This is a genomic window from Leucobacter sp. UCD-THU, from assembly GCF_000349545.1.
GTDB classification, from domain to species: Bacteria; Actinomycetota; Actinomycetes; order Actinomycetales; family Microbacteriaceae; genus Leucobacter; species Leucobacter muris.
Genome location: NZ_KB714602.1, coordinates 26,942 through 49,507, shown reverse-complemented (window position 1 = coordinate 49,507; position 22,566 = coordinate 26,942). Strand labels below are relative to the sequence as shown.

The window sequence follows — 22,566 nt, the reverse complement described above, 5'->3', positions numbered from 1 at the left end:
CGCGATTCGAGCACCAGGAAGGAGGCCGCTGTGACGACCACGGACACGCTCCCGCTGCGCGACGACCCCGACGTGCCCCGCACGGCACTCGGGCGCGGTGCGCGCGAGCAGCGCACCACCACCACGGTGCGTCGCCTGCCGTGGGGCGCGGCGATCCCGATCGCCGCCGTCTCGGGCCTGCTGCTCGACGCCGCGTTCCCGAGCCTCGGCTGGTGGCCGCTCGCCTTCCTCAGCATCGCCGGCGGGCTCTGGACGCTCATGGGCCGCAGCATCGGGGGAGCGTTTCTCGTGGGTCTCGCCTACGGCGCCGCGTTCTACTTCACGCACCTCATGTGGGTCGTGCAGTTCCTCGGCCCGATCCCGTGGGTCGCGCTCGCCGGGGTCGAATCGCTGCTCTTCGCGCTCGGCGCGATCCCGATCGCCCTCGCCTACCGCTGGGGCGCTCTCCTCGAACGCCGCGCCACCCGCCGATTCCTACTCCCGGTGCTCATCGCGGTGCTGTGGGCCGCACGCGAGCTCCTCCTCGGAACCTGGCCCTACAGCGGGTTCCCGTGGGGCAGAATCGGCATGTCCCAGGCTGGTGGCCCCTTCGCCGAAGCCGCTTCCTGGGTCGGCGTCGCCGGCCTCACCCTGCTCATCGTCTGGCTCTGCGCGTGCGTCGTCGACTGGGCCGCCCGGCCCGCACCCCGGAGACGCGCCGAGCTGCTGCCCGCAGCGGTGATCCTCGCCCTGCTGCTCGTGCCGGCGTTCCCCACGACTGCAGCGGGCAGCCTCCGCGTCGGTTGGGTGCAGGGTGATGGGCCTGCCGGCTACTTCGACACGCGCAGCCCCGGCGATGTGCTCGCCGCCCAGCGGCAAGCGAGCGACGCACTCCTCGGTGAACCGATGGATCTGCTCGTGTGGCCCGAGGGTGGGGTCGATTCCGATCCACTGAACACCCCGGCCACCGCCCGCATCCTCGACGAGCTCGTCGCAAACGCCGAGGCCCCGCTCCTCATGAATGCGGCCACCGCGCGAGGCGAGGACACCTACAACACGTCGATGCTCTGGGAGGCCGGCAGCGCCGAGCAGATGCATGACAAGGTGAACCCGGTGCCCTTTGGCGAATATGTGCCCGACCGGTGGTTCTACGAACGCATCGTCCCCGACCTGGTCGGCCTCATCCAGCGCGAGTACACGCCGGGTACGAACCCGCCGCTCGTCTCCGTCGACGGCATCCAAGTCGGGCTCGCAATCTGCTTCGATGTCATCTACGACTCGGTGATCTGGGACGGGGTGCGAGGCGGTGCGCAGTTCTACGCCTTCCAGACCAACAACGCCGACTTCCGGGGCACTGACGAGAACCTGCAGCAGCTCGAGTTCGCGCGTATGCGCGCCATCGAGACCGGACGTGCCGTCGTGAACGTATCGACCGTGGGCACCAGCCAGATCATCGCCCCCGACGGCACCATCATCGACGGCGCACCCGCCGATTCTCCGGCGGCCGCCGTCACCGCCGTACCACTGCGCACCGGGCTCACCCCGGCCGTGCTCGTCGGCCCGACCCTCACCCTCATCATCCCCATCGCCGCGCTCGGCGGGCTCCTCGCACTGGGCCTGCTCGAGCGACGGAGCCGCACGACCTCCCTCCCGCCCGCGCCTGCCTCCGCAAAGGGCGGCGCAGCAGCCGAACTCCCGCCGAAAGCATCATGACCTACGAACTCCCGCACGACCCGCCCGCCGATGAGCGCACCGGCCCGTCGGCGCAGCCCCGAAGCCGCCGTCCCTCCCGCCGACTGCTGTTCGTCTACAGCTGCGCCATCGCCGCCCTCACGATCGCTGTCGACGTGATCAGCAAACAACTCGCCTTGCACTTCCTCGACACGGAGAACCGCATCCCCGTGCTCGGCGACCTCTTCGGGCTGCAGCTCGCCTTCAACACCGGGGCCGCGTTCTCGATCGGTGCCCAGCTCACCCCCTTCATCACGCTGCTCGGCATCGTCGCCTCCGTGCTCCTTATCCGGGCCGCCCTCCGCACGAAGTACCGCATCTACGCCGCCTCGATCGGGCTGATCCTTGGCGGTGCCCTCGGCAACCTCGCCGATCGCATCTTCGCCCCGCCAGGATTCGGCAGCGGTGCGGTCACCGATTTCCTCGCCTACGGTCACCTGTTCATCGGCAACCTCGCCGACGTCGCGATCGGGGCCGGCGTCGTGCTCTATGCCCTCGGTGCTTGGCGCCTCCACGCAGCCTCCCGCGCTCGAGATACCGACGATTCGGTCGAGAGCGCCGAGGCCGAACTGCCGACCAGTAGTCCCGTAACCACCCGAGCAGAAACGACGGACTCATGAGTCAGAAACAGCAGCCCCCGTCCTACCAGCGCAACGCGCTGCTCCCGGGATTCATCGCACTCGCCCTACTCATCGTCGCGGTCGCCTTCATCGGCACCGACTGGTTCACCGTCTTCCGCTTCATCATCGCTATCCTCGCGCTCATCGTCGCCTGGTTCGCGGTGCAAGCCCGCCACTGGTGGTGGGTGCCAGTCTTCGTCGCGATCGCCGTGCTCTGGAACCCCGTCTATCCGTTCAACTTCAGCGGCATCTTCTGGATCCTCGCCCAGCCCATCGCCGGCAGCGTCTTCCTGATCGCCGGAGCACTCATCAAACGGCCTCGCGACTAGAGACCCAGGATCCGACCGTTCACACTCCGCAGACAGGAGGAGCAGACAGATGAATATCACCTCAAGCGTTCGGAGACGCCGGCTCGTCGGCGCTCTCGCGGCCGCCCTGGTCGGCCTCGCCCTCTTCCTCTCGGGAGGGGCGACGCCCGCCCACGGGGTCGAGCTGCCCACCTGGGACGACGTGCAGGCCGCGAAGCGGAACGAGGCGGCCGCCGCCGCGAAAGTCACGGAGATCGAAGGACTGCTCGAGCAGAGCCTGGCGGAGCTCGAGCTGCTCCGGGTCGCGACCGAACAAGCGAACGCGAGCTGGCAGGACGCCGAGACCGCAGCAGCCGACGCCGCGCTCCGCGCTGAGACGCTCCAAGCGAAGGCCGACAAGAGCCGTGAGGAAGCCAACGTCGCCGCAGACCAAGCGGGGGTCGTCGTCGGCCAGATGTATCGCTCCGGCGGTATCGACCGCAGTGCCGACATGTTCTTCGAGGCCGACGCAGCGACCACCGACGCCCTGCTGAACCGCCTCGCGATGATGGAGCAAGCCACCCGGCGCAACACCACCATCGCCGCGAGTGCTGAGCTCGCCCGCAACACGGCTTCCTCGCTGGGCGAGCAAGCCGACGCCGCGAGCACGGAGCGCGATCAGTTGCGAGCCGATGCCGAACAGCTGGCCCAGACCGCCGCTGAGAACCTCGACGCACAGCGCACTACGTTCCTCGCGCAAGAAGCGCAGCAGCGTGAGCTCGAGGCGCAGCTCGCCGCTCTGAAAGGCGCGACCACCGACACGGTCGCCGGTTACGAGGAACGCCTCCGCGCCGAAGAGGAGGAGCGCAGAAAGCAACAGAGCGGCGGAGGTGGCGGCGGTGGGGGTGGCGGCGGTACCCCCGGCGGTGCCGGCTGGTACCAGCCGGTGCCGATCTCCTGGATCTCCACCTACTTCCGGCAACCACCGAGTCACACCGGGCTCGATCTCCCAGCCGGCTGCGGCACCCCCATCGTCGCGCCCTCCTCCGGCACCGTCGCCGTCGCCGGTTGGGTCGACAACTTCGGCGGATACATGACCTACCTCAACCAGGACAACGGCTATCAGACCCGTTTCGCGCATCAGATCGGCACACCGCCGGTGGTCTCCGGCCAATGGGTGCCCGCCGGAGCTGTCATCGGCTACGTCGGCAACACCGGGATGAGCTTCGGCTGCCATGTCCACTACGAAGTGCTCTCCGGCGGCAACTTCATCGATCCGACCCCGTTCATCTAGCACGATGTCACCTCTAGACACCGCATCCGCTCAAGACCCGCCTCTGGCACGCCGACGCCCCATGCCGTGCCGCGCGCAGAGGCCGCAACCGGTGACGCCGCACTCGTGCCGGAGCCCACGACTCATCTACATGCAGGAAAGGGGACAAACATGAAGGCCGTTGGATATACCCACCCAGGCCCCCTCGACGAAGACGGGGCTCTCCGCGACGTCGAGCTGCCGATACCCGAAGCCGAGGAACACGATCTGCTGGTGCAGGTGCACGCTGTCTCCGTGAACCCGGTGGACTGTGCGATTCGCGCCACCGAGCAACCCCGCGCCGGGCAGCCTCGCGTTCTCGGCTACGACGCCGTTGGCACAATCGTCGGACTCGGCGCGTCCGTCGAGGACGAACCGCTGCTTGAACACTTCGCCGTTGGCGACCGCGTCTTCTACGCGGGAGCGATCGACCGGCCGGGCAGCAACGCCGAATACCAGATCGTCGATGCCCACCTCGCTGCTCACGCTCCGGCCTCGCTGAGCGACACGCACGCGGCGGCGCTGCCGCTGACAGCGCTCACCGCGTGGGAGCTGCTCTTTGACCGGCTCGAGGTGACGCGGCCCGTCCCGGGAGCCGCATCCGCAGTCGTCATCATCGGCGGGGGCGGGGGAGTCGGGTCGATGGCCATTCAGCTGCTGCGCGCCCTCACCAACGTCACCGTGATCGCCACCGCCAGCCGCCCAGTCACGAAGGCGTGGTGTGCGAACCTTGGCGCCCACCACGTCCTCGACCACCGCCGGCCGCTCACCCCACAGGTGGCCGAGCTCGGCCTCGGGGCGCCCGGCTTCGTGCTCTCCACCGCGGGATCCGAGGAGAGACAGGGCGACATCCTCGAACTGCTCGCCCCGCAGGGGCGCTTCGGGTACACCGATCACCCCGAGCTCGACGTGCAGCCGTTCCAGTCGAAGTGCATCTCACTGCACCCCGAAGACGTGTTCATGCGCTCTCGCTTGCAGACCCTCGACCTGGCCGAGCAGGGCGAGATCCTCCGACAGGTCGGCGAGCTCGTCGACGCCGGGAAGCTCCGCAGCACGCTGACCAGCACGCTCGGCGAGATCGACGCCGCGACCGTCGCCGAAGCCCATCGCCTCATCGAGAGCGGCACGGCGGTCGGGAAGATCACACTCGAAGGCTTCAGCTCCCTGCCGTAGCAGCGAGGCCGCCCAGCTGCGGGCGGCTCAGGAAAGGATGACCGGCATGATGCTTGCCGCCCTCACACTCCGTGTCGACTCCGGCATGCTGCGCACCCCTTGAGCGGCATGACGACACACACCGCCACCTCCGGGCAGGGCCCAGTCCACGGAGGACATGAGCGACCCCAGGAGCCGCCCCAATCGCAACCGGGCTGGTCGTTCCTGCGATCGCGCCGCTGGCTCGGGTACTACGTCCTCCTCGTCATCTTCTGCATCGTCTGCGTCTGGCTCGCTGACTGGCAGTTCGACCGGCGAGCCGATGCCCGAGCGGAGATCGCGCGCATTGAGCAGAACTACGACGCCGCAGCTATCCCGCTCGATGACGCTGTGCCCGACCCTGCTGGCTTCGACGAAGACACACTGAAATGGCAGACCGCCACCGTGCGCGGCGAGTACCTCGGCAACCCCTTCCTCGCCCGCAACCGACCCGGCCCCGAAGGGGTCGGCTCACATCTCCTCCAAGCTCTGCGCACCGATCAGGGGTTGATGTTCATCGTCGACCGCGGCTGGGTGCCGGTCAATGGCAACGAGGCGAATGCGGGCGACGCCTGGCTCGACAGCATTCCTGCAGCCCCAACCGGGCCGGTCGAGGTCGACGTGCGACTTCGGGCGAGTGAACCGCAGATCGCCGGGCGCCTCGCTCAGGGCAGCACGGTCGCCAGTATCAACTTGCCCGAGATCGCCCGGATCGGCGGTTTCGATGAGGCCTACACCGGGGCGTACGGCATGCTCATCGGGGAAACCCCCAAGGCCGAAACCGGGGTGCTCCCCGAGCCACCGGAGCGCGATGAAGGCCCGCACCTCTCTTACGCGCTGCAATGGTATGTGTTCATCCTCATCGCCGCCTTCGGCGTCGTCTACGCCGCCCGGCAGGAGCATCGCGGTCTGAATGCGGGCAGCGAAGCCGTGCTGCGGCAGCAGCGACGAGCCGCAGCGCGCAAGGCCCGGCGCGGCACGACCGACGCCGAAGAGGAAGACGCCTTCCTCGAGCAGTAGCGGTCGCCACCGGCCGCATGCGCCGGAGCGTCTTCCCGACCCGGGCCATCGAAAGGAGCAGGCGTGGAGATCGCCCTCTGGATCACGCAGCTGCTCATCATGTCCGCCCTGATCGCCGTCATCGGTGTCGCCGGCGCACCCCCGCGCGACAGCCGCGAGGATCCGACCGTTCGCGAGGAGCTCGACGACTTCGTCTACCGCTCGCGTCGGCTCGGCTCACGGCTCAAGCGCCGATGGCAGCAGCGCGGCAGGCGGAAGAAACGCCCTCCGCGTCGCTGATCTGTCGTCTTGCCGGGTCTTGCCTACACTGGACGATGCGGCTACACTAGTGAGTGCAAACCGGAGCATTCCAGCCCAGCGCTCGATAGCTCCGGCGGCCCCCGGTCTCTTGCTTCGGCTACCGGGGGTTGCTTTTTTCCACGGGCACGACCCGCAGCAGCGGCGCCAGCGGCACGGCATAGCCCGCGTCGCTCCCACGCTCAAGGTGGCTCTGCGCGAACGCCACGATGTCGGGCACCCACAGCAGCGGCTCCACTGACGGTGAGGTGAAGGTCACCTGCATCTGGCCGATCACCTGCGCCTGTCGCATCGTCTTGATCGTCCGCAGATCACGGGCCCGCTGTCCTTGGTGGCGTCGCTCCTCGGCCACGACGAGCGACGGCCGAGGCGTCAGCTGCCCCTCGTGCAGGTTCCCCAGCAGTGCCGTCAAGCATGCCTCGCGAGCGAGTTCATCGCCGCCAGGAGCATCTTCGATCGGCGACTGCACCGCCAACAGGAACGCTTCGTCCTCCTCGGCTGCGGCGAGGTAGCGGCAGAGCTCGTGGATCGTCTCCGCATCGCCCGCCGCGTGTGCCTCGCTCGTATGCCAGTAGCTTCCGCCGACGATCGACCCGAGATCGTCACGCACCGGCTGATGGAGTCGAACCGGCGACACATACGCGGTCGCGATGTAGAACGTGCGTGCACCGTGTGCGACGTCGGGGACGACGTAGCTCTCATCGACGAACGCCACATGCGCATCCGGTCGGAGACGACGGTAGGATTCGGAGAGCAGCCGACGCCGAGTCTCATCCGTGTGCGAAGCTGCCATTCCGCCATTCTCTCAAACCTCAGCCGGGCGGCGGGCGATGTCACCGCGGCGCGGCGTGCCGGTCAGCGTCGAACTCACTCATCCCCAGATCACCATCATGCGGTAGAGCATGACGGCGACGGCGAAGTTCACGACGACCAGCACGAGGTTCGCCGTGCGGCGACGGTCGACGAGCGCCCAGAACGCCGCACCGAACGGGATGAGTAGCGCGACGATGAGATACATCCAGAACTCGAGCGGATCCCCCACGACGGGATTGCCTGCGACAGGCTGCACGATGCCGACGACTACCTGCGCGATGAGCAGCACCCCGACAAGCAGGGTCGCGCCGAGGGTGTAGTCGTTGGGGCCTCGCTTGCGGGAGAACTCAAGGATGCAGACGAGCGCCGCGAGCAGGGCGAGGACGATCTGGGCAATGCCGAACCAGACGATCATGCGGCGAGAGCGGGGTCGACAGTCACGGCTCAAGGATATGCTGGCGCCGCTGCGCATTGCCCCCGGAGGAGCCAGGCGGCCCGCCGAACGACGAGAGCCGACCGATCAGAGCTTCCAGCGGCCCTTGCCCGACCAGCAGACTCCACACCACGGAGAGCACAATCGTGGCGAGCGTCATCGGGAGAAACGGGTCGAGATCGCGGAACGCATGCTCATGCGCGGAGCCGAGCAGGATCGTCGAGGCGAGGGCCCAGCCCACGATCTGCAGCACATAGGCCGTCAACGGCATCGACCCTACCGCCCGGAGCGGGAAGGTGAGCCACGGCAGCCGTCCGGCAGAGCACAGCAGCAGGCACACGCCGATCACCGCGATCGCGAAGCCGCCGCTCCCGATCGCCTCGAGCACGCCGCTCGAGTGCGGATCCGCCGTCCACCAGGCCTCAAGGAACGGTCGATCAGCCGACTCCTCCGACGACTCCGCGCCGGGGGAGAGACTGTATCCGGCTACCGCCAGCAACATGCCAAGGCCGAGTGCCGCCCACTGCACCCGCCGCGACCACATCCCCGCGCGCGCCAGACCGAGGCCCGCGAGGGTGAACGCGACCCACAGCGGAAACGGATAGTTCCATCCGATGTAGAGCCCGGTGAGCCAGCCTTCGTAGCTCTCCCACCACGGCGAGGCATTCGCCCACACCACCACGGGCGAAGCCACGAGCACGACGATCGCGGCTGCGAGGAACAGCCGTGAGGCGCGCTGCGCGAGCAGGGGGAGCGCCAGGACGAAGATGACCGCATAAGTCGGCAAGATGATCGCCGCCGGTACGTCGAGGCTGATGAGCAGCACGCCGATAAGCCAGATCAACAGCGCCCGGATCACCACCCGCAGCCTCGCCCGGCCGAGCCCGGCACCGCTCGGAGGCCTCGGGCCGCCCGTGGAGAGGCCGAGCGAGACGCCAGCGAGCGTGGCGAAGAGGATCGAGGAGCGACCGTTCACGATCGCCCCCCATGTCGACGGCTCCGTCCACGACAGCGAGCCGAGCCAGAGCAGATGCGCCGCCAACATGCCCAGCACCGCGAGCCCGCGAGCGAGGTCGACCCCCGCGACCCGGGCGGGGCCGTTCAGCCGCCGCCAGTTTCGTTCGATGCGGCGGCGCAGCGGAGTCGTGGGGGCGCTCGTCATGCTCCGCCGCCGATCCCGCGCCACTCGCTCATGGGTGCTTGACGCCCACCGGCTCGTCGTCGCTGATGTGCGCCGTCTCGATCTGGAAGGTCGAGTGGTTGACCGACACCTCGAAGTGCTCCGCTACGCACTCCTTCACCGCATGGAGCACTTCGGCAGCATGCCCGTCGGTGAAGCATTCATCCTCGACGACGACATGCGCGGTGATCGTCGGCAGACCGGTCGCGACCGTCGAAGCGTGCAGGTCGTGCACATCCTTGACGTGCTCGAGCTCGAGGATGTGCGCACGCACCTCGTCGAGATTGAGGCCCTTGGGGGTGAACTCCATGAGCACGCTCGTCGTCTCGCGCATCAGCTTGAAGGCGCGGGGCACGATGAGCGCGGCGATGAAGAGGCCGGCGAGGGCGTCGGCGCGCTGGAAGCCCGTGGTGGCGATCACGATGGCGGCGACGATCACGCCCAGGGAGCCGAGCGCGTCGTTGAGCACCTCGAGGAATGCGGCGCGCATATTGAAGTTTGCGCCTCGGCTCGAGGAGAGAATGAGGATGGCGGTGATGTTCGCGGCGAGGCCGACGATACCGAAGACCAGCAGCTCGGTCGCAGGCACCTCCGGCGGTTCGAATAGGCGCCGGATGCCCTCGATGGCGGTGTAAAAGCCGACCACGAGCAGTAGCGTCGCCTGCCCGAGCGCGGCGATCACCTCGATCCGGCGGAACCCCCAGGTGCGCGTCGACGTCGCCGGCCGCAGCATCAGTGTCGCCGCGATCAGCGCGACCAGCAGCCCCGAGGCGTCGGTGATGGCATGCGCGGTGTCAGTGAGCAGTGCGAGGCTTCCGGTGACGACGGAACCCACGGCCTGCGCGACGACGATCGTTGCGGTGATGCCGAAGGCGATCCAGAGCTTACGGCGATAGTCGCCGGGCTGTCCCGCCTCGGCCACGCCCGGGCCGTGATCATGTCCTGCGCCCATTCGAGATCTCCGTTCTCATTCGGTACTGGTCAATACACTTCACTATATAGATAACATCGTCGTTTGGCGATGTTATCTTTCGCCAATAAGTCGCGGCTGCCTCCGACCTAGAGTGATTGCCGATTCGGAGATAACATCGTGATATGACGATGCAAGCCGAACGTTCTCATGAGCTGCCGACGATTGCCGAAGCCGAGGCGCTGACCTCTGCGGCAGCCCTCTTCCATAGCCTCGGCGATCCTTCCCGACTGGTGATCCTGCAGCATCTGCAACTCGGGGAGCACCGCGTGGTCGATCTGGTGAAGCACCTCGGTCTCTCCCAGAGCACCGTCTCCAAGCATCTCGCCTGCTTGAAAGACACCGGCATGGTCGTCTCGCGAGCCGAGGGGCGGGCCTCGATGTACTCGCTCGCGCATCCCGACGCCGTCGTTGCGATCCTCGCAGCAGCCGAGAAGATGCTAGCTCTCACCGGGGACGCCGTCCGCTTGTGCCCCATGCATCATGAGGGCATCACCGCTGACTGACCGGCCAGCGTGCTCACTCCGGCGTCTCTTCGACAGGCGCGGGCTCGGCAGCCGCCGGCGACTGCGCGGGAGGCTGCTGTTTCGGCGGGAGACCAGCTTTCGCGCGCTCCTCGGCCTCGATCTGCTTATAGACCCGGCGCTCCGTGCGATCGGCCCGAGAGATCGCGCGGATCACGAACCAGAAGAAGGCGCCGATGATCACCGACGGGGTGAGCGACCAGAGCGCGTTCGCCCACCAGTTCTCCATGCGCAGAGGCTACTGTTGCATGCTGTGAGAACAATGCAATAACTCGACGAGATGTAGAGTAAAAATCATCGACGAGGAGGGTACGACATGGCCGGGGTGCGCAAACGCGAATGGGGCGGTCTCGAAGACGAGGTCATGCAACGACTCCACGAACAGGAGCGCGCCGTGAGCGCGCGCGAACTGCAGACCATGTTCAGCGAACCCGTGCCGGCCTACACGACGCTCATGACGGCACTTACCCGCTTGGAAGGGAAAGGCCGCGTCGAACGGATCGGCGACTCGCCCCGGAAGATCAGCTTCCGACCGCTGCGATCAAGTGAGAAGGAGGCGAGCGAGACGATGACCTCCGCGCTCGAGCAGGCCGCCGACCGGCGGGCCGCCCTGCTCGCCTTCGCCGGGAATCTCGCCGAAGACGACGTCGCCGCGCTCATGGACGCCTTCGGCGAGGCGAAGCCCGAAGGATAACCGACCGTGCTGCTCCTTGCCCTAGTTCTCCTGGGCACGGCCCTCGCGCTCGCCGTGCTCTGCCCGCGCGTGCTCACCGCAGGACGCTGGCACCTCTTCCACCCGAGAGCCGCGCTGACGGTCTGGTTCGGGTCGTTCGGCGTGGGCATCGCGACCGCCCTCGCCGGCATCGCCCTCGGCATCGTCGCGGTCGAGTCGCTGCGGCACACCATCCCGCACACCACCAGCGTGACCGTATCAGCGGTGATCTGGGTCGCCGCCGGGATCTCCGGCGTCTTCCTCGTCTTCGCCTTCACCTTCGCCGGCTCGCTGCAGTCCCTGCGCCCGGCCTCCCACTCCCACGCTGTCGCCTATGCGAGAGACGAGCACATCGGATTCACCCTCGTCCGCTTCCACTCGGAGACGCCCGAAGCCTATGCTGTCCCCGGCAGACGTCCCGAGATCTTCGTCTCCTCAGCCATGGAGCAGCTCCTCACCCCGCCGCAGTTGCAAGCCGTGCTCGCCCACGAGTTCGCCCATCTGCGCCACCAGCACGGACTCGCCATCCGCATTGCCCAGCTCAACACGCTCGTCCTGCCGGGTACCCGAGCCAGCCGAGCGCTCGAACGCGCCACCCGCCTGCAGATTGAGCTCGCTGCCGACGATGCCGCCGCCCGTCAAGTCGGGGCCGCACACCTCGCGAATGCACTCATCGTCCTCGCAGCCGCGACGCACGATGTCGGCATGACCCTCCGAGCCGAGCGCCTCACCCGGAAACGCTGGCCTACCCCGCAGCGACGCCGCATCCCGCAGGGCCTGCACGCCGCCGCACAGTTGCGCTGACCTCGTCGCGCCGGCTGCCCGCGCCAAGCTCGCGTACGTCTACATCTTGTAGTCTTAAGCGAGTATCCCGAGGAGAGGACGACGGCGATGGACGTGACCAGCAAGCAGGAGCTCACCGTCAACGGCATGACCTGCAGCCACTGCGCTCAGACGTTGACCACGGTGCTCAGCGCGCTCAGCGGCGTCGAGAACGTCGACGTCGACGTGACCTCCGGCCGGGTGATCCTCGACGTCGCCCACCCCCTCAGCACCAACGCCCTCACGCAGGCCGTCAGCGAGGCCGGCTTCGAACTCACCGCCATCCGCGAGCGGGCACGATGAGCAGCAGCGCGGCCACGACCACGCCCGCTCAGGCCTCACGGGAGCGCTCGCCACGTCGCACCGCCGTCGCTCTGGCGATCGCGGCATTCGGTCTCCTTGCGATCATCGTCCCCCCGATCGTCGCCACGCTCCGCATCGGGCCGGCCGCCTATGAACAGATCTACCTCACCTTCCCTGGCTTCGACGTCGCCGTGCCGACCGCGCTCGGGCAGGGACTCGGCGATCTCGCCGCCATGCTCACCCTCGGCGCCCTGCTGTACCTCCTGTTCTTCCGTGACGCTCGCGGCAAACAGGCCAAACGGATCGAGCCATGCCTCGAACTCGCCCTGCTGCGTATCGCCTCGGTCGCCTGGGCGATGGTGTCGGCAGGCATGGTGGTCTTCGAATCGCTCGACAGCAGCGGCATGCCCCTCGCGCGTCTCACGGAGCCGGGCGCATTCGCCTTCCTCTACGAGACGAGCGCCTTCCCGCGAGCCTGGACGGTGTCGCTGGTCGCCGCCGTCATCACCTCACTCGTCTGCCAGTTCGTCACCCGGTGGACAGGACTCCTCATCCCGCTCTGGGTGACCTGCTTCGGCATCCTCGCCCCCGTGGTCGTCGGGCAGATCCTCGTCGGCCCGAATCACGACCTCGGCAGCGACGCCGGCACCTATCAAACCCTCGCCACCGGAGCAGTCTTCGGCGTCATCCTCATCGCCGCCATCCGCGCCGCGAGCGGCCGCACCCTCGACCCGGTCATCGTCACCCGCCTCACCAGCTTCGTGCTCGCGGGCATTGCGCTCATCATCGCCACCGACCTCGTTCTGACCTGGTTCAAGCTTGCCGGATCGAGCCTCCTCGAGTCCGAGACGGGCTGGCAGATCCTCGCACGCTGGGCATGCCTGGCACTCCTCACCGTCGCCCTGCTCGGCTGGCGCGCGGCCCAGCGCGCAAACCCGGCACAGCCCGCTGCCCTGCCGCCCGCCATCGCGACCCTAGCGATCACCGGATGGATCGGGATCACCGCGGCGATGACGAGGATCCCGCCACCCCACTACTTCCAGCCCACCAGCATCTCCCAGGTGTTCCTCGGCTTCGACGTCGACGAGGCACCCTCGATGCTCGTGTGGTTGACGCACTGGCGGCCCAATCTCCTCTTCATCGTGCTCGCGATCGCCGCCATCGCCGCCTACCTCTGGGCGGTGCGCGTGCTACGCACGCGCGGCGACCGGTGGCCGATCGGCCGCACGGTCTCCTGGATCGGCGGGTGGTGCGTCATCGTCTTCGCCACGAGCTCGGGCTTCGGCAAGTACTCCGCCCCCGACTTCGGCACGCACATGATCGTGCACATGAGCCTGAACATGCTCGCCCCGATCCTCCTGGTGATGGGCGGCATCATCACCCTGCTGCTGCGGGCGACCCGCGCAGACCCCACCAGACCAGCAGGCCTGCACCTCTGGATCACCTGGATGCTGCACTGGAAGGCGCTCCGCCTCGTCTACAACCCGCTGTTCGTGTTCGTGCTCTTCGTCGGCTCCTACTACGGGCTGTACTTCACCGGGATCTTCGAAGAGGGCATGCGGTTCCACTGGGCGCACCAGCTCATGAACGTCCACTTCATCATCGCCGGGTACCTCTTCTACGGGCTCGTAATCGGGGTCGACCGACCGCCGCGCCCCCTCCCGCACATCGGCAAGCTCGGCTTCGTGCTCGCCGCGATGCCGTTCCACGCGTTCTTCGGCGTGATCCTGATGATGGCTGATGGCGAGTGGATCGCGGAGAACTTCTACCTCTACTTCGGGCTGCCCTGGACAAACCTCCAAGCCTCCCAATACCTCGGCGGCGGCGTCGCCTGGGCTGGCGGCGAGCTGCCGCTGCTGCTCGTCATCATCGCGCTCGGCATCCAATGGTCGCGGCAGGACGCGAAAGAGGCCCGCCGCAAGGATCGACACCTGGACTCCGGCCGCGATGAGGAGTTCGACGACTACAACAAGATGCTCGAAACTCTCGCCAATCGACGGCAAGCCGCAGGCCCTGGACGACCCGCGCCCCGGAGCGAAGAGGAGCCCCAGTCGTGACCCTCGCCCCCGACGTCGTCGAGCCGTTGCAGCTCGACGTCTCAGGCATGACCTGCGCCGCCTGCGCGGGACGCGTCGAGCGCGCCCTGAACAAGATCGAGGGTGTCACCGCGAGCGTGAACTACGCGACCGAGCGCGCCATCGTCTCTGGCCTCGGCGCCGCTCGCGCGAGCGAAGCACTCGAGCGCGTCGAGAAAGCCGGCTACGGGGCGCGCATCCACGACGACGCCGACGACGCCTGGTCAAAGCGCGCTACCGAAGTGCGCATCACCTCGCTGCGCAGACGGCTCATCCTCGCNGCGCGCCCTGAACAAGATCGAGGGTGTCACCGCGAGCGTGAACTACGCGACCGAGCGCGCCATCGTCTCTGGCCTCGGCGCCGCTCGCGCGAGCGAAGCACTCGAGCGCGTCGAGAAAGCCGGCTACGGGGCGCGCATCCACGACGACGCCGACGACGCCTGGTCAAAGCGCGCTACCGAAGTGCGCATCACCTCGCTGCGCAGACGGCTCATCCTCGCCGCCGTGCTCACCGTGCCGCTCATGGATCTCACGATCGTGCTCGCCCTCGTCCCCGAGTGGCGCTTCCCCGGCTGGGAATGGCTCTGCGTCGCCCTCGCCGTGCCGATCGTCACCTGGGCGGCCTGGCCGTTCCACAAGGCCACCCTCAGAAACCTCCGCCACGGCGACGTCAGCATGGATACCCTCGTCTCCCTCGGCATCGCCGCGTCCTTCGGCTGGTCGGTTGTGACGCTGCTACTCGGTATCGAGGGGAGCGGGGCCGGATACTGGCTTGGCATCGGCGCCACTCCCGAGGGGGCAAACGCCATCTATCTGGACGTCGCCGCCGGCATGACCACCTTTCAGCTCGCCGGCCGCTACTTCGAAACCCGCTCACGCCGCAAAGCCGGCGACGTGCTCGGCGCTCTCAGCGAGCTTGCCGCCACGCACGTCCGCATCCAGCGCGACGGCACCGAGGAGATCAGGCCCGCCACGGAACTCCGCGTCGACGACGTGTTCGTCGTGCTCCCCGGCGAAACTCTCCCCGCCGACGGCACCATCATCGTCGGTAGCGCCGACATCGACGCCAGCATGCTCACCGGCGAACCGCTCCCCGTCACTGCCTCGAGCGGCGATGCGGTGATCGGCGGCACGATCAGCACCAACGGCCGCCTCGAAGTGCGCACGAGCTCGGTCGGCGCACACACCCAGCTCGCGCAGATGACCGCCCTCGCCGAACAAGCCCAGGCCCGCAAAGCCCGCGTGCAGACCCTCGTCGACCGCGTCACCCGCTACTTCGTACCCGGAGTGATCGTTCTCGCCATCCTCGTCACCACTGGGTGGATGCTCGCCGGCCGCTCCTTTGAAGAGGCCTTCGGGATCGGGATCTCCACCCTCATCATTGCCTGCCCATGCGCCCTCGGGCTCGCCACTCCGACCGCGCTCATGGTCGGCATCGGCCGGGGCGCCAGCCTCGGCATCCTCGTGAAGGGGCAGGACGCGCTCGAGGCGAGCGGCACGATCACCACCGTAGTGCTCGACAAGACCGGTACCCTCACCACCGGCGAGATGACCGTGCGCAGCATCGCCACCGTTCCCGGCGTCGCCGAGCACGAGCTGCTACGCGTCGCCGCCTCCGTGGAGCAGGGATCGGAGCACCTCATCGCCCGTGCCATCGTCGCGGCCGCGAAGCAGCAGATCGCCGACCTCGACCCCGTCAGAGACTTCATCGCCGTGCCCGGCCGGGGCGCCTCCGGCACCGTCGCCGGCGACACCGTCCACATCGGCAGCCTCGCCTACCTGGACGAGCAGGGCGTCTCGACCGGTGCCGCCCGCGTCTACCTCACAGAGGCCGACGCCACGGAATCGACCGTGTTCGTCTCCCAGGCAGGACGCCTGATCGGGCGCTTCGGACTCGCCGACACCATCAAGCCGAACGCCCGTGCTGCAATCCAAGCGCTGCAGCAACAGGGCCTCACCACCGTGCTGCTCACCGGCGACTCCCGAACGGCCGCAGAGGAGATCGCCGACACCCTCGGCATCGACCGCGTCTCCGCAGAAGTGCTGCCCGCCGAGAAAGGCGATGCGATTCGCGAGCTGCAAGCGGCGGGAGAGCGGGTCGCGATGGTCGGCGACGGCATCAACGACGCCGTCGCCCTCGCCGCCGCCGACCTCGGCCTCGCCGTCGTCTCCGGCACCGACATCGCCCTCAAATCGGCCGACGTCATCCTCGTTCGGGAAGACCTCGCCGTGATCCCCGAGGCGATCGAGCTCTCCCGTCGCACCCTTCGCACCATCCGCGTGAACCTCGGCTGGGCGTTCGGCTACAACCTCGCCGCGATCCCGATCGCCGCTGCCGGCTTACTGAATCCCCTCATCGCCGCCGGCGCCATGGCACTCTCCTCGGTGCTCGTCGTCTTCAACAGCCTTCGGCTGCAGAACTACCGCCGCCGGATATAGACGGGCTCTCAAAGGTGCGACCACCCCAATACGCGCGCTTCGACGTTGCCCCGATCTCGAAGCGTCGACTGCGCTGGGAGCTCGCGATCGTGCTCGCACTGTCTTTCGGCTACGCGGGCGTGCAGTCGATCATCACGATCCTGCGCCGCCTCAGCCAGGAGACCGCGCTCGCCTCCCAGACCGCCACCATCAACCGGCCGCTGGCCGAGCAGCCCCTCTTCGACCTCGCCTACCAGCTGCTCGGCTTCGTGGGGGAACTCGCACCCGTCGCGCTCGTGGCGTATCTGCTCTGGCGCACAGCGGCCCCGCACCTGGGAAACCTCGGCCTCGGACGGCTCCCCGGCAGGGGCGGCCGGTGGTGGCTGGCAGACACCGGCTGGGGTGTCGTGCTCGCGGCTGCGATCGGGATCCCGGGGCTCGCGTTCTACCTCTTCTCGCGCATCATCGGGATCAACGCGAACGTCGTACCGACCGCCCTCGACGCCTACTGGTGGACGGTGCCCGTGCTGATCCTCTCCGCCCTGCGTGCAGCTCTCGGCGAGGAACTCATCGTCGTCGCCTACTTCTTCGACCGTATGCGACGCCTCGGGGTCGGCCCGATCTCCACCATCGTCTCAAGCGCACTGCTGCGCGGCAGCTACCACCTCTACCAGGGCATCGGCGCATTCATCGGCAACGTGGTCATGGGGCTCCTCTTCGGCTGGGTCTACCACCGCTGGGGGAGGTCGTTGCCGCTCATCGTCGCGCACTGGCTGCTCAACATCGTCAGCTTCGTCGGCTACCCGCTCGCGCTGCTGCTCTGGCCCACTCTCTTCCAAGTCGCGCCATAGCAGGCCGACTACCCGTTCATGAGCAGCAGCATCGCCGTCATCCCCGCCGCCATCAGGCAGTGGCAGAGCGCGTGCAACCGATCCCCGCGAACCGTCGCCGCGCGGAAGGCCCACCACAGTGCGATCGCTGCGCTTCCAGCCACAAACACCACGTTGACGACGTCCACCCACACCGGGGTGGTCATCGCCAACATCATCGCCTCATCAGCGGCCTCTCCGTGGCCGCCACCGTGCTCCCCGCCGCCCATGTCCGCCATGAGCAGCGGCATCGCCGCGATCATCCACACCATCGCGCCAGCGAGCCAGATATGCCCGGCGAGATCGACGCGGCGGGCCGGCAACGGCGCCTTCCAGAGCCCCGGCACTAGGGCGAGCGCAAGTACGGTGAAGACCACGATCTGCGCCCAGTTCGACGCCGCCGGAATCGACATCATCCAGCACATCGCGATCATCCCGGCGCTCATCACCAGGTGCATGAGATGGATCGCCATCGACTCGAGCACCGGGCCGCGCCGCGCGCCGGGAGGGGGCCGGTGCGCGATGAGGCGCACGAGGCAGTACACCCCGGTGAACGCGAAGACGACGGTGAGAATCAGATTCCACGGGGAAGCCAGCATACCCACGAGCTTACATCTACATCATGTAGAGTACGGGCCAAGGCCCGCATCCCTCGAGGTTCCCCGAACCCGGGGGAGGGGAGGAGACATCCCGGGCGCCCGGCGCGGCCCAGAACCCCTGCGGCGTCTGCGAAAGGAATACTGACCATGACCGGACTCACCTTCGCCGTCGGCGGCATCCTCACCGCCACCGGCGTCGTCGCCTACTTCGCGTCCGACGCGAGCAGCATGACCGCACTCATCCCCTCCGCACTCGGCGTGCTCATCCTCGTCGCAGCCGTCATCTCACGCGCGCCGAAAGCCCGCCGCCACGCGATCCACGCCGCCCTCGCGATCGCCCTCCTCGGCATCGCCGGCACCGTGATGAACGTGATGAAGATCGGGGAACTCTTCGCCGGCACCGCCGAGCGACCGAACGCCGTGATCGCGAGCACCGTCACCTTCGTCGTGCTCCTCGTATTCCTCGCCGTCGGCATCGCCTCCTTCGTCCGCGCCCGCCGCTACCGCGCGCAGCAGCCGACGAACGCCCCCGCCTGAGCCGCAACCGCAGTTCCCCGCATGTCCAGCCCCGAGTCCGAGCCCCACGCGCCGTCTGCAGTGTCGCCGTCCTGGGGCTGGGCACGGGGCACGCCGCCGCAGCTGCGCATCATGGAGACCGAACCGCTCGACTACCACAGCCTGCTGCGCGGCACCTCCGCCTACCGATGGTGGAAACCGCTCGCCCTGCTCCTGCTGTCAGGGGCCTTCTTCGGCATCCTCACCGTGGTAGTCACCGTGGCCGTCATCCCAGTGCTCCTGCTCACGGATCCCGACTATCCGGCGCAGGTCGCCGCCGGCACTGCCGCGGCGCTCGACACCCAACGGCCCGTCTCGGTACTCGTGAGCATGGTGTCGATCATCATCATGCTCCCGGCGGTGCTGCTCGCGATGCTCGTCCTCGGCATGCGGCCCATCGGCCTGATCTGGTCAGTCGCGGCCCGCATGCGCTGGGGGCTGCTCGGGCGACTGTTCGTCATCTCCGTGCTCGCGATCGCCGTGATGAACCTCGTCGGTATCGCCGCAGGCGTGCTCCTCGAGCCCGCCACCGACCCTGCAGCGGCTGCGAACGAGACTGCCTTCGATGCACGCGCCGCGCTGCTATCGATGCTGCTCGTGCTGCTCCTGGTGCCGCTGCAATCCACTGCCGAAGAGATCGTCTTCCGGGGACTCTTCATGCAGGTGCTGGGAGCCTGGCTCAGAAACCCCTGGTTCGCGATCCTGATCCCCTCGATCGGCTTCGCGTCCCTGCACATCTACGACATCTGGGGACTCCTCGCCGTCGGGTTGCTTGGCGCAGTATCCGCCTGGCTCACCTGGCGCACCGGCGGCCTCGAGGCAGCGATCGCGATCCACGTCGTCAACAACTACGTCGCTTTCGGCATCATGGCGTCGGGCCTCACCGGGGAAACCGCGCAGACCACAGGCGACGGCAGCGCCGCCGGACTGATCGGCCAGATCGCCGGTCTTGCGCTCTTCGCCTGGCTCACGCTGCGCGTCTTCACACGGGGCGGGTACGGCCGGCAGCGCATCGACCTCATCCAGCACACCACCGCGCCGAAGGAGCGGGGAACCCGGTAGAGCGCCGCCGAGTCGACACCGGGAGAGCAGTCCCGCGTCGCACGCCCACACTAACCCAGAAATCGAGAGTAAGAGAGACACCATGGACGCCGACACTCGCCGCATCCTCGTGCACGCCCTCGGAGCCGTCCTAACAGTCGGCCTGCTCGGAGGACTCGCCGCCTGTGCCGCCACGAAGCCCGAGGTCACCCCCTCTGCCGAGGACGCCGCCCCCGCCGTCACGGTACGGGCCTACGACAACGCCTACGACATAGCCGAGGTCGAGGTTGCCGAGGGCGAAGCGGTGCGCTGGGTGTTCGAGGGACAGAACGAGCACGATGTCGTCGCCCAGGATGCGAGCTTCGTGAGCGATCTCATGCGACAGGGCAGCTTCACCCATGTCTTCGACCAGGCCGGCAGCTACGAATACGACTGTTCCATTCACGCGGAGATGAAAGGCGTCGTCAACGTGACGGCCGACTGACCCGTGCCCAGGATCCCGCATGCAGAGCGCCTCTGCCCGGCCGCTGCATTCGTATCGAGCAGCCGTCATCCGTTCAGCCTCCCCTTGTGTAGATTCGAACCATGACCACGAGCGCTGAGACACCGCTACGCCGACGACGCATCGGCTTCGCCTGGTTCTCGATCGTGGCCGGCATCGTCGGCTGGTTCGCCTCCTTCGAACTGCTCACCGAGTACATCAAGACCCTGCAGGAACCCACCCACGCGCCCAACTGCAACATCTCGAAGCTCGTCACCTGCGGGCCGAACATGGACTCCTGGCAGGGTTCCCTCTTCGGGTTCTCCAACACCATCATCGGCGTCACCGCCTTCACCGCGCCGATCCTCGTCGGGGCCGCGATCCTCGCCGGAGCACACTTCGCCCAATGGTTCTGGCGGCTCTACTGCCTCGGCCTCCTCGGAGGCATCGTCTTCATCACCTGGCTGCAGTACCAGAGCTTCTACTCTCTCGGCACCCTCTGCCCCTGGTGCATGGTCGTCTGGACGGCCATGATCCCGCTCTGGTGGGTCACCGTCGCGAAAGCCGGCGCCGACGGCCTCCTCCTCCCGGGCGACTCCGCCATGCGCGCGCTCAAAGGATTCGCGTCCTGGGCATGGGTCGCGATCCTCCTCCACTTCGTCATTGTCGCCACCGTCGCGCAGCTCGCCGTCGACTGGCTCTTGGAGTTCCGACTCTGACTCGGCAACGCGCGACGAACTCCCAGGCTGCGGCAGTCAACTTCACAGCCAGGGAGCGACCCGGCTGCTTTACGCTGACATCATGAACTGCCCCAGCGATGGAACCACCCTGTTGATGAGCGAGCGACAGGGAGTCGAAGTCGACTACTGCCCGCAGTGCCGGGGCATCTGGCTCGACCGGGGCGAGCTAGACAAGATCCTCGAGCGTATGCAGGCCGAAAGCGACGCGGCGCCAGGCTCGCAGTATGCAGAACCCCGCTATGACGACTACGAGGCACCCCGGTACGACGATCGACGTCGCGACAGTCATCACGACGACCGCCGACGAGAAGGCCACCACGGTGACCGACGCGGCGGCTACTCCGACGATCGCCAACGCGACCCCCGCTACCGCAAAAAGAAGAGTCCCTTCGAGTTCCTCGGAGACATCTTCGACTCCTGAGAGCTTCAGCACAGTCGTAGCTGCAGACGGTAGTCGGCCCTACGCCCGGACGATCATGAGCTCGTCCCAATGAGTTGTCGCCCTGGGCGTCAGCAGTCCACGCTTCATCTGCCAGGCCGGGCCGGGCCGGAGACCGCCATAGCCGAGCCCGAGCACCTCTCGGCCGGCCTTCTTCTGCACCGCGTCCACGAGCGTCGCGATACTCGCATCCTCGTGGACGTGCCTGAACAACTCGAGGGCCTGGTGCGCCTCAGCCGCGTGCAGATCCGTAAGCAGGAGCCCGGCCCGCGCATACCGCGTTCCCTCCTGAATCTGCGGGAGCAGCAGATGTGCCGCTCGCGTCAGCATGACCGGATCGGCCGTCGGATAGGGGAGCGGCACCCGGACAGCCGGATAGTGCTGCTGCTCGTGCCAGTGACTCGTGCCGGCGAACGCCTGCACCGACTTCGCCACCTGCCGGTGCTTCACCAGGCGCGCCGCGGCCTGCTGCGCATAGATCGAGAGCGCCTGCCGCATCCCCTCAATCGTGGACACCTTCTCTGAGAAGGAACGCGACACGATCAGCTCGTCTTTCTTCCCCGTGCGATCCTCCTCCGGGCCGATGCACGCGACCCCGCGCAGCTCGAGCGCGGTACGCATGACGACCACGGAAAAGCAGCGTCGGATCTGCGCAGGATCCGCGGTGGCGAGATCCCACACGGAGGTGATGCCGTACCCTGCGAGCCGCCGCTCGAGGCGCCGCGCGATCCCCCAGACCTCCGAGACCGGCAGTCGGCGCATCAGCTGCTCGCGCCACGCCTCCCGCGTCGCCGGCCACACGCACACCCCTTCGAAGACCGGGATCTTCTTGGCCGCGCGGTTCGCGAGCTTCGCGAGGGTGCGGGTCGGCGCGATCCCGACGCAGACGGGCACGCCGACGAGCCGGCGCACCTCGTCTCTGATTGTGCGCCCGAGCACCGACATGGCCTCGGGATCGGCCGAAGTCCGACGATCCACCGCGGCGAACGCCTCGTCGATCGAATACACGTCGAGCTCGTGCGTGAAGCGCTCGAGCACCTCTACTGGTAGGTCCGATTGTTGAAGAGTGCACTTTTCATGCACTGTTCGTCGATGATGCGGAGGTCACGCGCGAAGGGCGTTGGCAGCCCTGCCTGAGCACGGTAGGTGAACATC

At 67.7% G+C, this 22,566-nt stretch carries 26 protein-coding genes and 1 pseudogene; 20 read left to right on the top strand and 7 right to left on the bottom strand.

The features are described from left to right. Positions 1-30: 30 nt before the first annotated feature. The 7 genes from lnt (at position 31) to H490_RS23510 (ending at position 6,419) form a co-directional block, all read left to right on the top strand. Positions 31-1,692, top strand: a complete 1,662-nt coding sequence (lnt, locus tag H490_RS23540; protein WP_017883914.1) for an apolipoprotein N-acyltransferase — start codon at positions 31-33, stop codon at positions 1,690-1,692. Then, entirely contained in the window at positions 1,689-2,330 is a 642-nt protein-coding gene (locus H490_RS23535) for a signal peptidase II (protein ID WP_017883913.1), read from the top strand. The genes lnt and H490_RS23535 overlap by 4 nt, the downstream gene beginning before the upstream one ends. Beyond that, a complete protein-coding gene (locus H490_RS23530) occupies positions 2,327-2,659 on the top strand; it encodes a DUF6804 family protein (RefSeq protein ID WP_017883912.1) in 333 nt (110 codons plus the stop codon). The genes H490_RS23535 and H490_RS23530 overlap by 4 nt, the downstream gene beginning before the upstream one ends. Before the next feature lie 49 nt (positions 2,660-2,708). Beyond that, positions 2,709-3,911, top strand: a complete 1,203-nt coding sequence (locus H490_RS23525; protein WP_017883911.1) for a M23 family metallopeptidase — start codon at positions 2,709-2,711, stop codon at positions 3,909-3,911. 150 nt (positions 3,912-4,061) lie between these two features. Next, positions 4,062-5,102, top strand: a complete 1,041-nt coding sequence (locus H490_RS23520; RefSeq protein WP_024356170.1) for a zinc-binding alcohol dehydrogenase family protein — start codon at positions 4,062-4,064, stop codon at positions 5,100-5,102. 108 nt (positions 5,103-5,210) lie between these two features. Then, positions 5,211-6,140 carry an SURF1 family protein gene (locus tag H490_RS23515; RefSeq protein ID WP_017883908.1) on the top strand — a complete coding sequence of 310 codons (930 nt, stop codon included), beginning with the start codon at positions 5,211-5,213 and terminating at the stop codon, positions 6,138-6,140. 63 nt (positions 6,141-6,203) lie between these two features. Next, a complete protein-coding gene (locus H490_RS23510; RefSeq protein WP_017883907.1) occupies positions 6,204-6,419 on the top strand; it encodes a hypothetical protein in 216 nt (71 codons plus the stop codon). 118 nt (positions 6,420-6,537) lie between these two features. Here the strand turns inward: H490_RS23510 and H490_RS23505 are convergent, their stop codons facing one another. The 4 genes from H490_RS23505 to H490_RS23490 all read right to left on the bottom strand — a co-directional run bounded on the left by H490_RS23505 (position 6,538) and on the right by H490_RS23490 (position 9,815). Continuing rightward, positions 6,538-7,230, bottom strand: a complete 693-nt coding sequence (locus tag H490_RS23505) for a hypothetical protein (protein ID WP_152424242.1) — start codon at positions 7,228-7,230, stop codon at positions 6,538-6,540. Between the two features lie 78 nt (positions 7,231-7,308). Beyond that, positions 7,309-7,665, bottom strand: coding sequence for a hypothetical protein (locus H490_RS23500; protein WP_017883905.1), 357 nt, complete (start codon positions 7,663-7,665; stop codon positions 7,309-7,311). 22 nt (positions 7,666-7,687) lie between these two features. Further along, positions 7,688-8,845: a heparan-alpha-glucosaminide N-acetyltransferase domain-containing protein gene (locus tag H490_RS23495; RefSeq protein WP_024356168.1), complete on the bottom strand. Its 1,158-nt coding sequence runs from the start codon at positions 8,843-8,845 to the stop codon at positions 7,688-7,690. A 28-nt stretch (positions 8,846-8,873) separates the two neighbouring features. Continuing rightward, on the bottom strand, positions 8,874-9,815 hold the full coding sequence (locus H490_RS23490; RefSeq protein ID WP_024356167.1) for a cation diffusion facilitator family transporter: 942 nt from the start codon (positions 9,813-9,815) through the stop codon (positions 8,874-8,876). Between the two features lie 143 nt (positions 9,816-9,958). Between H490_RS23490 and H490_RS23485 the strand changes: the two genes are divergently transcribed. Next, positions 9,959-10,339, top strand: coding sequence for an ArsR/SmtB family transcription factor (locus H490_RS23485; protein ID WP_017883902.1), 381 nt, complete (start codon positions 9,959-9,961; stop codon positions 10,337-10,339). Between the two features lie 13 nt (positions 10,340-10,352). Here the strand turns inward: H490_RS23485 and H490_RS23480 are convergent, their stop codons facing one another. After that, positions 10,353-10,586: a hypothetical protein gene (locus H490_RS23480; RefSeq protein ID WP_017883901.1), complete on the bottom strand. Its 234-nt coding sequence runs from the start codon at positions 10,584-10,586 to the stop codon at positions 10,353-10,355. A gap of 87 nt (positions 10,587-10,673) precedes the next feature. On the opposite strand from H490_RS23480, the gene H490_RS23475 reads away from it, so the two are divergent. From H490_RS23475 to H490_RS23450, 7 genes and pseudogenes are all read left to right on the top strand, one after another. Continuing rightward, positions 10,674-11,051 carry a BlaI/MecI/CopY family transcriptional regulator gene (locus tag H490_RS23475; RefSeq protein WP_017883900.1) on the top strand — a complete coding sequence of 126 codons (378 nt, stop codon included), beginning with the start codon at positions 10,674-10,676 and terminating at the stop codon, positions 11,049-11,051. A gap of 6 nt (positions 11,052-11,057) precedes the next feature. Further along, positions 11,058-11,873, top strand: a complete 816-nt coding sequence (locus H490_RS23470) for a M56 family metallopeptidase (protein ID WP_017883899.1) — start codon at positions 11,058-11,060, stop codon at positions 11,871-11,873. An 87-nt stretch (positions 11,874-11,960) separates the two neighbouring features. Next, a complete protein-coding gene (locus H490_RS23465) occupies positions 11,961-12,194 on the top strand; it encodes a heavy-metal-associated domain-containing protein (protein ID WP_017883898.1) in 234 nt (77 codons plus the stop codon). Further along, positions 12,191-14,251, top strand: coding sequence for a cytochrome c oxidase assembly protein (locus tag H490_RS23460; RefSeq protein ID WP_017883897.1), 2,061 nt, complete (start codon positions 12,191-12,193; stop codon positions 14,249-14,251). The genes H490_RS23465 and H490_RS23460 overlap by 4 nt, the downstream gene beginning before the upstream one ends. Further along, a pseudogene (locus tag H490_RS32835) lies at positions 14,248-14,445 on the top strand (heavy-metal-associated domain-containing protein); the annotation flags it as partial. The gene H490_RS23460 and the pseudogene H490_RS32835, both read left to right, overlap by 4 nt. 142 nt (positions 14,446-14,587) lie before the next feature. After that, on the top strand, positions 14,588-16,708 hold the full coding sequence (locus H490_RS23455; protein ID WP_017883896.1) for a heavy metal translocating P-type ATPase: 2,121 nt from the start codon (positions 14,588-14,590) through the stop codon (positions 16,706-16,708). Positions 16,709-16,722: 14 nt separating this feature from the next. Beyond that, complete coding sequence (locus H490_RS23450; protein ID WP_017883895.1) at positions 16,723-17,538, top strand: CPBP family intramembrane glutamic endopeptidase; 816 nt, start codon at positions 16,723-16,725, stop codon at positions 17,536-17,538. An 8-nt stretch (positions 17,539-17,546) separates the two neighbouring features. Here H490_RS23450 and H490_RS23445 read toward each other — a convergent pair whose 3' ends face one another. Then, on the bottom strand, positions 17,547-18,155 hold the full coding sequence (locus tag H490_RS23445; RefSeq protein WP_017883894.1) for a DUF5134 domain-containing protein: 609 nt from the start codon (positions 18,153-18,155) through the stop codon (positions 17,547-17,549). A 147-nt stretch (positions 18,156-18,302) separates the two neighbouring features. On the opposite strand from H490_RS23445, the gene H490_RS23440 reads away from it, so the two are divergent. The 5 genes from H490_RS23440 to H490_RS23420 all read left to right on the top strand — a co-directional run bounded on the left by H490_RS23440 (position 18,303) and on the right by H490_RS23420 (position 21,393). Further along, positions 18,303-18,692, top strand: coding sequence for a hypothetical protein (locus H490_RS23440; protein ID WP_017883893.1), 390 nt, complete (start codon positions 18,303-18,305; stop codon positions 18,690-18,692). A gap of 21 nt (positions 18,693-18,713) precedes the next feature. After that, positions 18,714-19,772, top strand: a complete 1,059-nt coding sequence (locus H490_RS23435) for a CPBP family intramembrane glutamic endopeptidase (RefSeq protein WP_238560328.1) — start codon at positions 18,714-18,716, stop codon at positions 19,770-19,772. Between the two features lie 82 nt (positions 19,773-19,854). Next, entirely contained in the window at positions 19,855-20,235 is a 381-nt protein-coding gene (locus tag H490_RS32830) for a cupredoxin domain-containing protein (protein WP_017883892.1), read from the top strand. A gap of 101 nt (positions 20,236-20,336) precedes the next feature. Beyond that, a complete protein-coding gene (locus H490_RS23425) occupies positions 20,337-20,951 on the top strand; it encodes a vitamin K epoxide reductase family protein (RefSeq protein ID WP_017883891.1) in 615 nt (204 codons plus the stop codon). Positions 20,952-21,033: 82 nt separating this feature from the next. After that, positions 21,034-21,393 (top strand): zf-TFIIB domain-containing protein, encoded by a 360-nt coding sequence (locus tag H490_RS23420; RefSeq protein WP_024356160.1) that lies wholly within the window; start codon positions 21,034-21,036, stop codon positions 21,391-21,393. Between the two features lie 39 nt (positions 21,394-21,432). Here H490_RS23420 and H490_RS23415 read toward each other — a convergent pair whose 3' ends face one another. Next, a complete protein-coding gene (locus H490_RS23415; RefSeq protein ID WP_017883889.1) occupies positions 21,433-22,449 on the bottom strand; it encodes a DUF4113 domain-containing protein in 1,017 nt (338 codons plus the stop codon). Positions 22,450-22,566 lie beyond the last annotated feature (117 nt).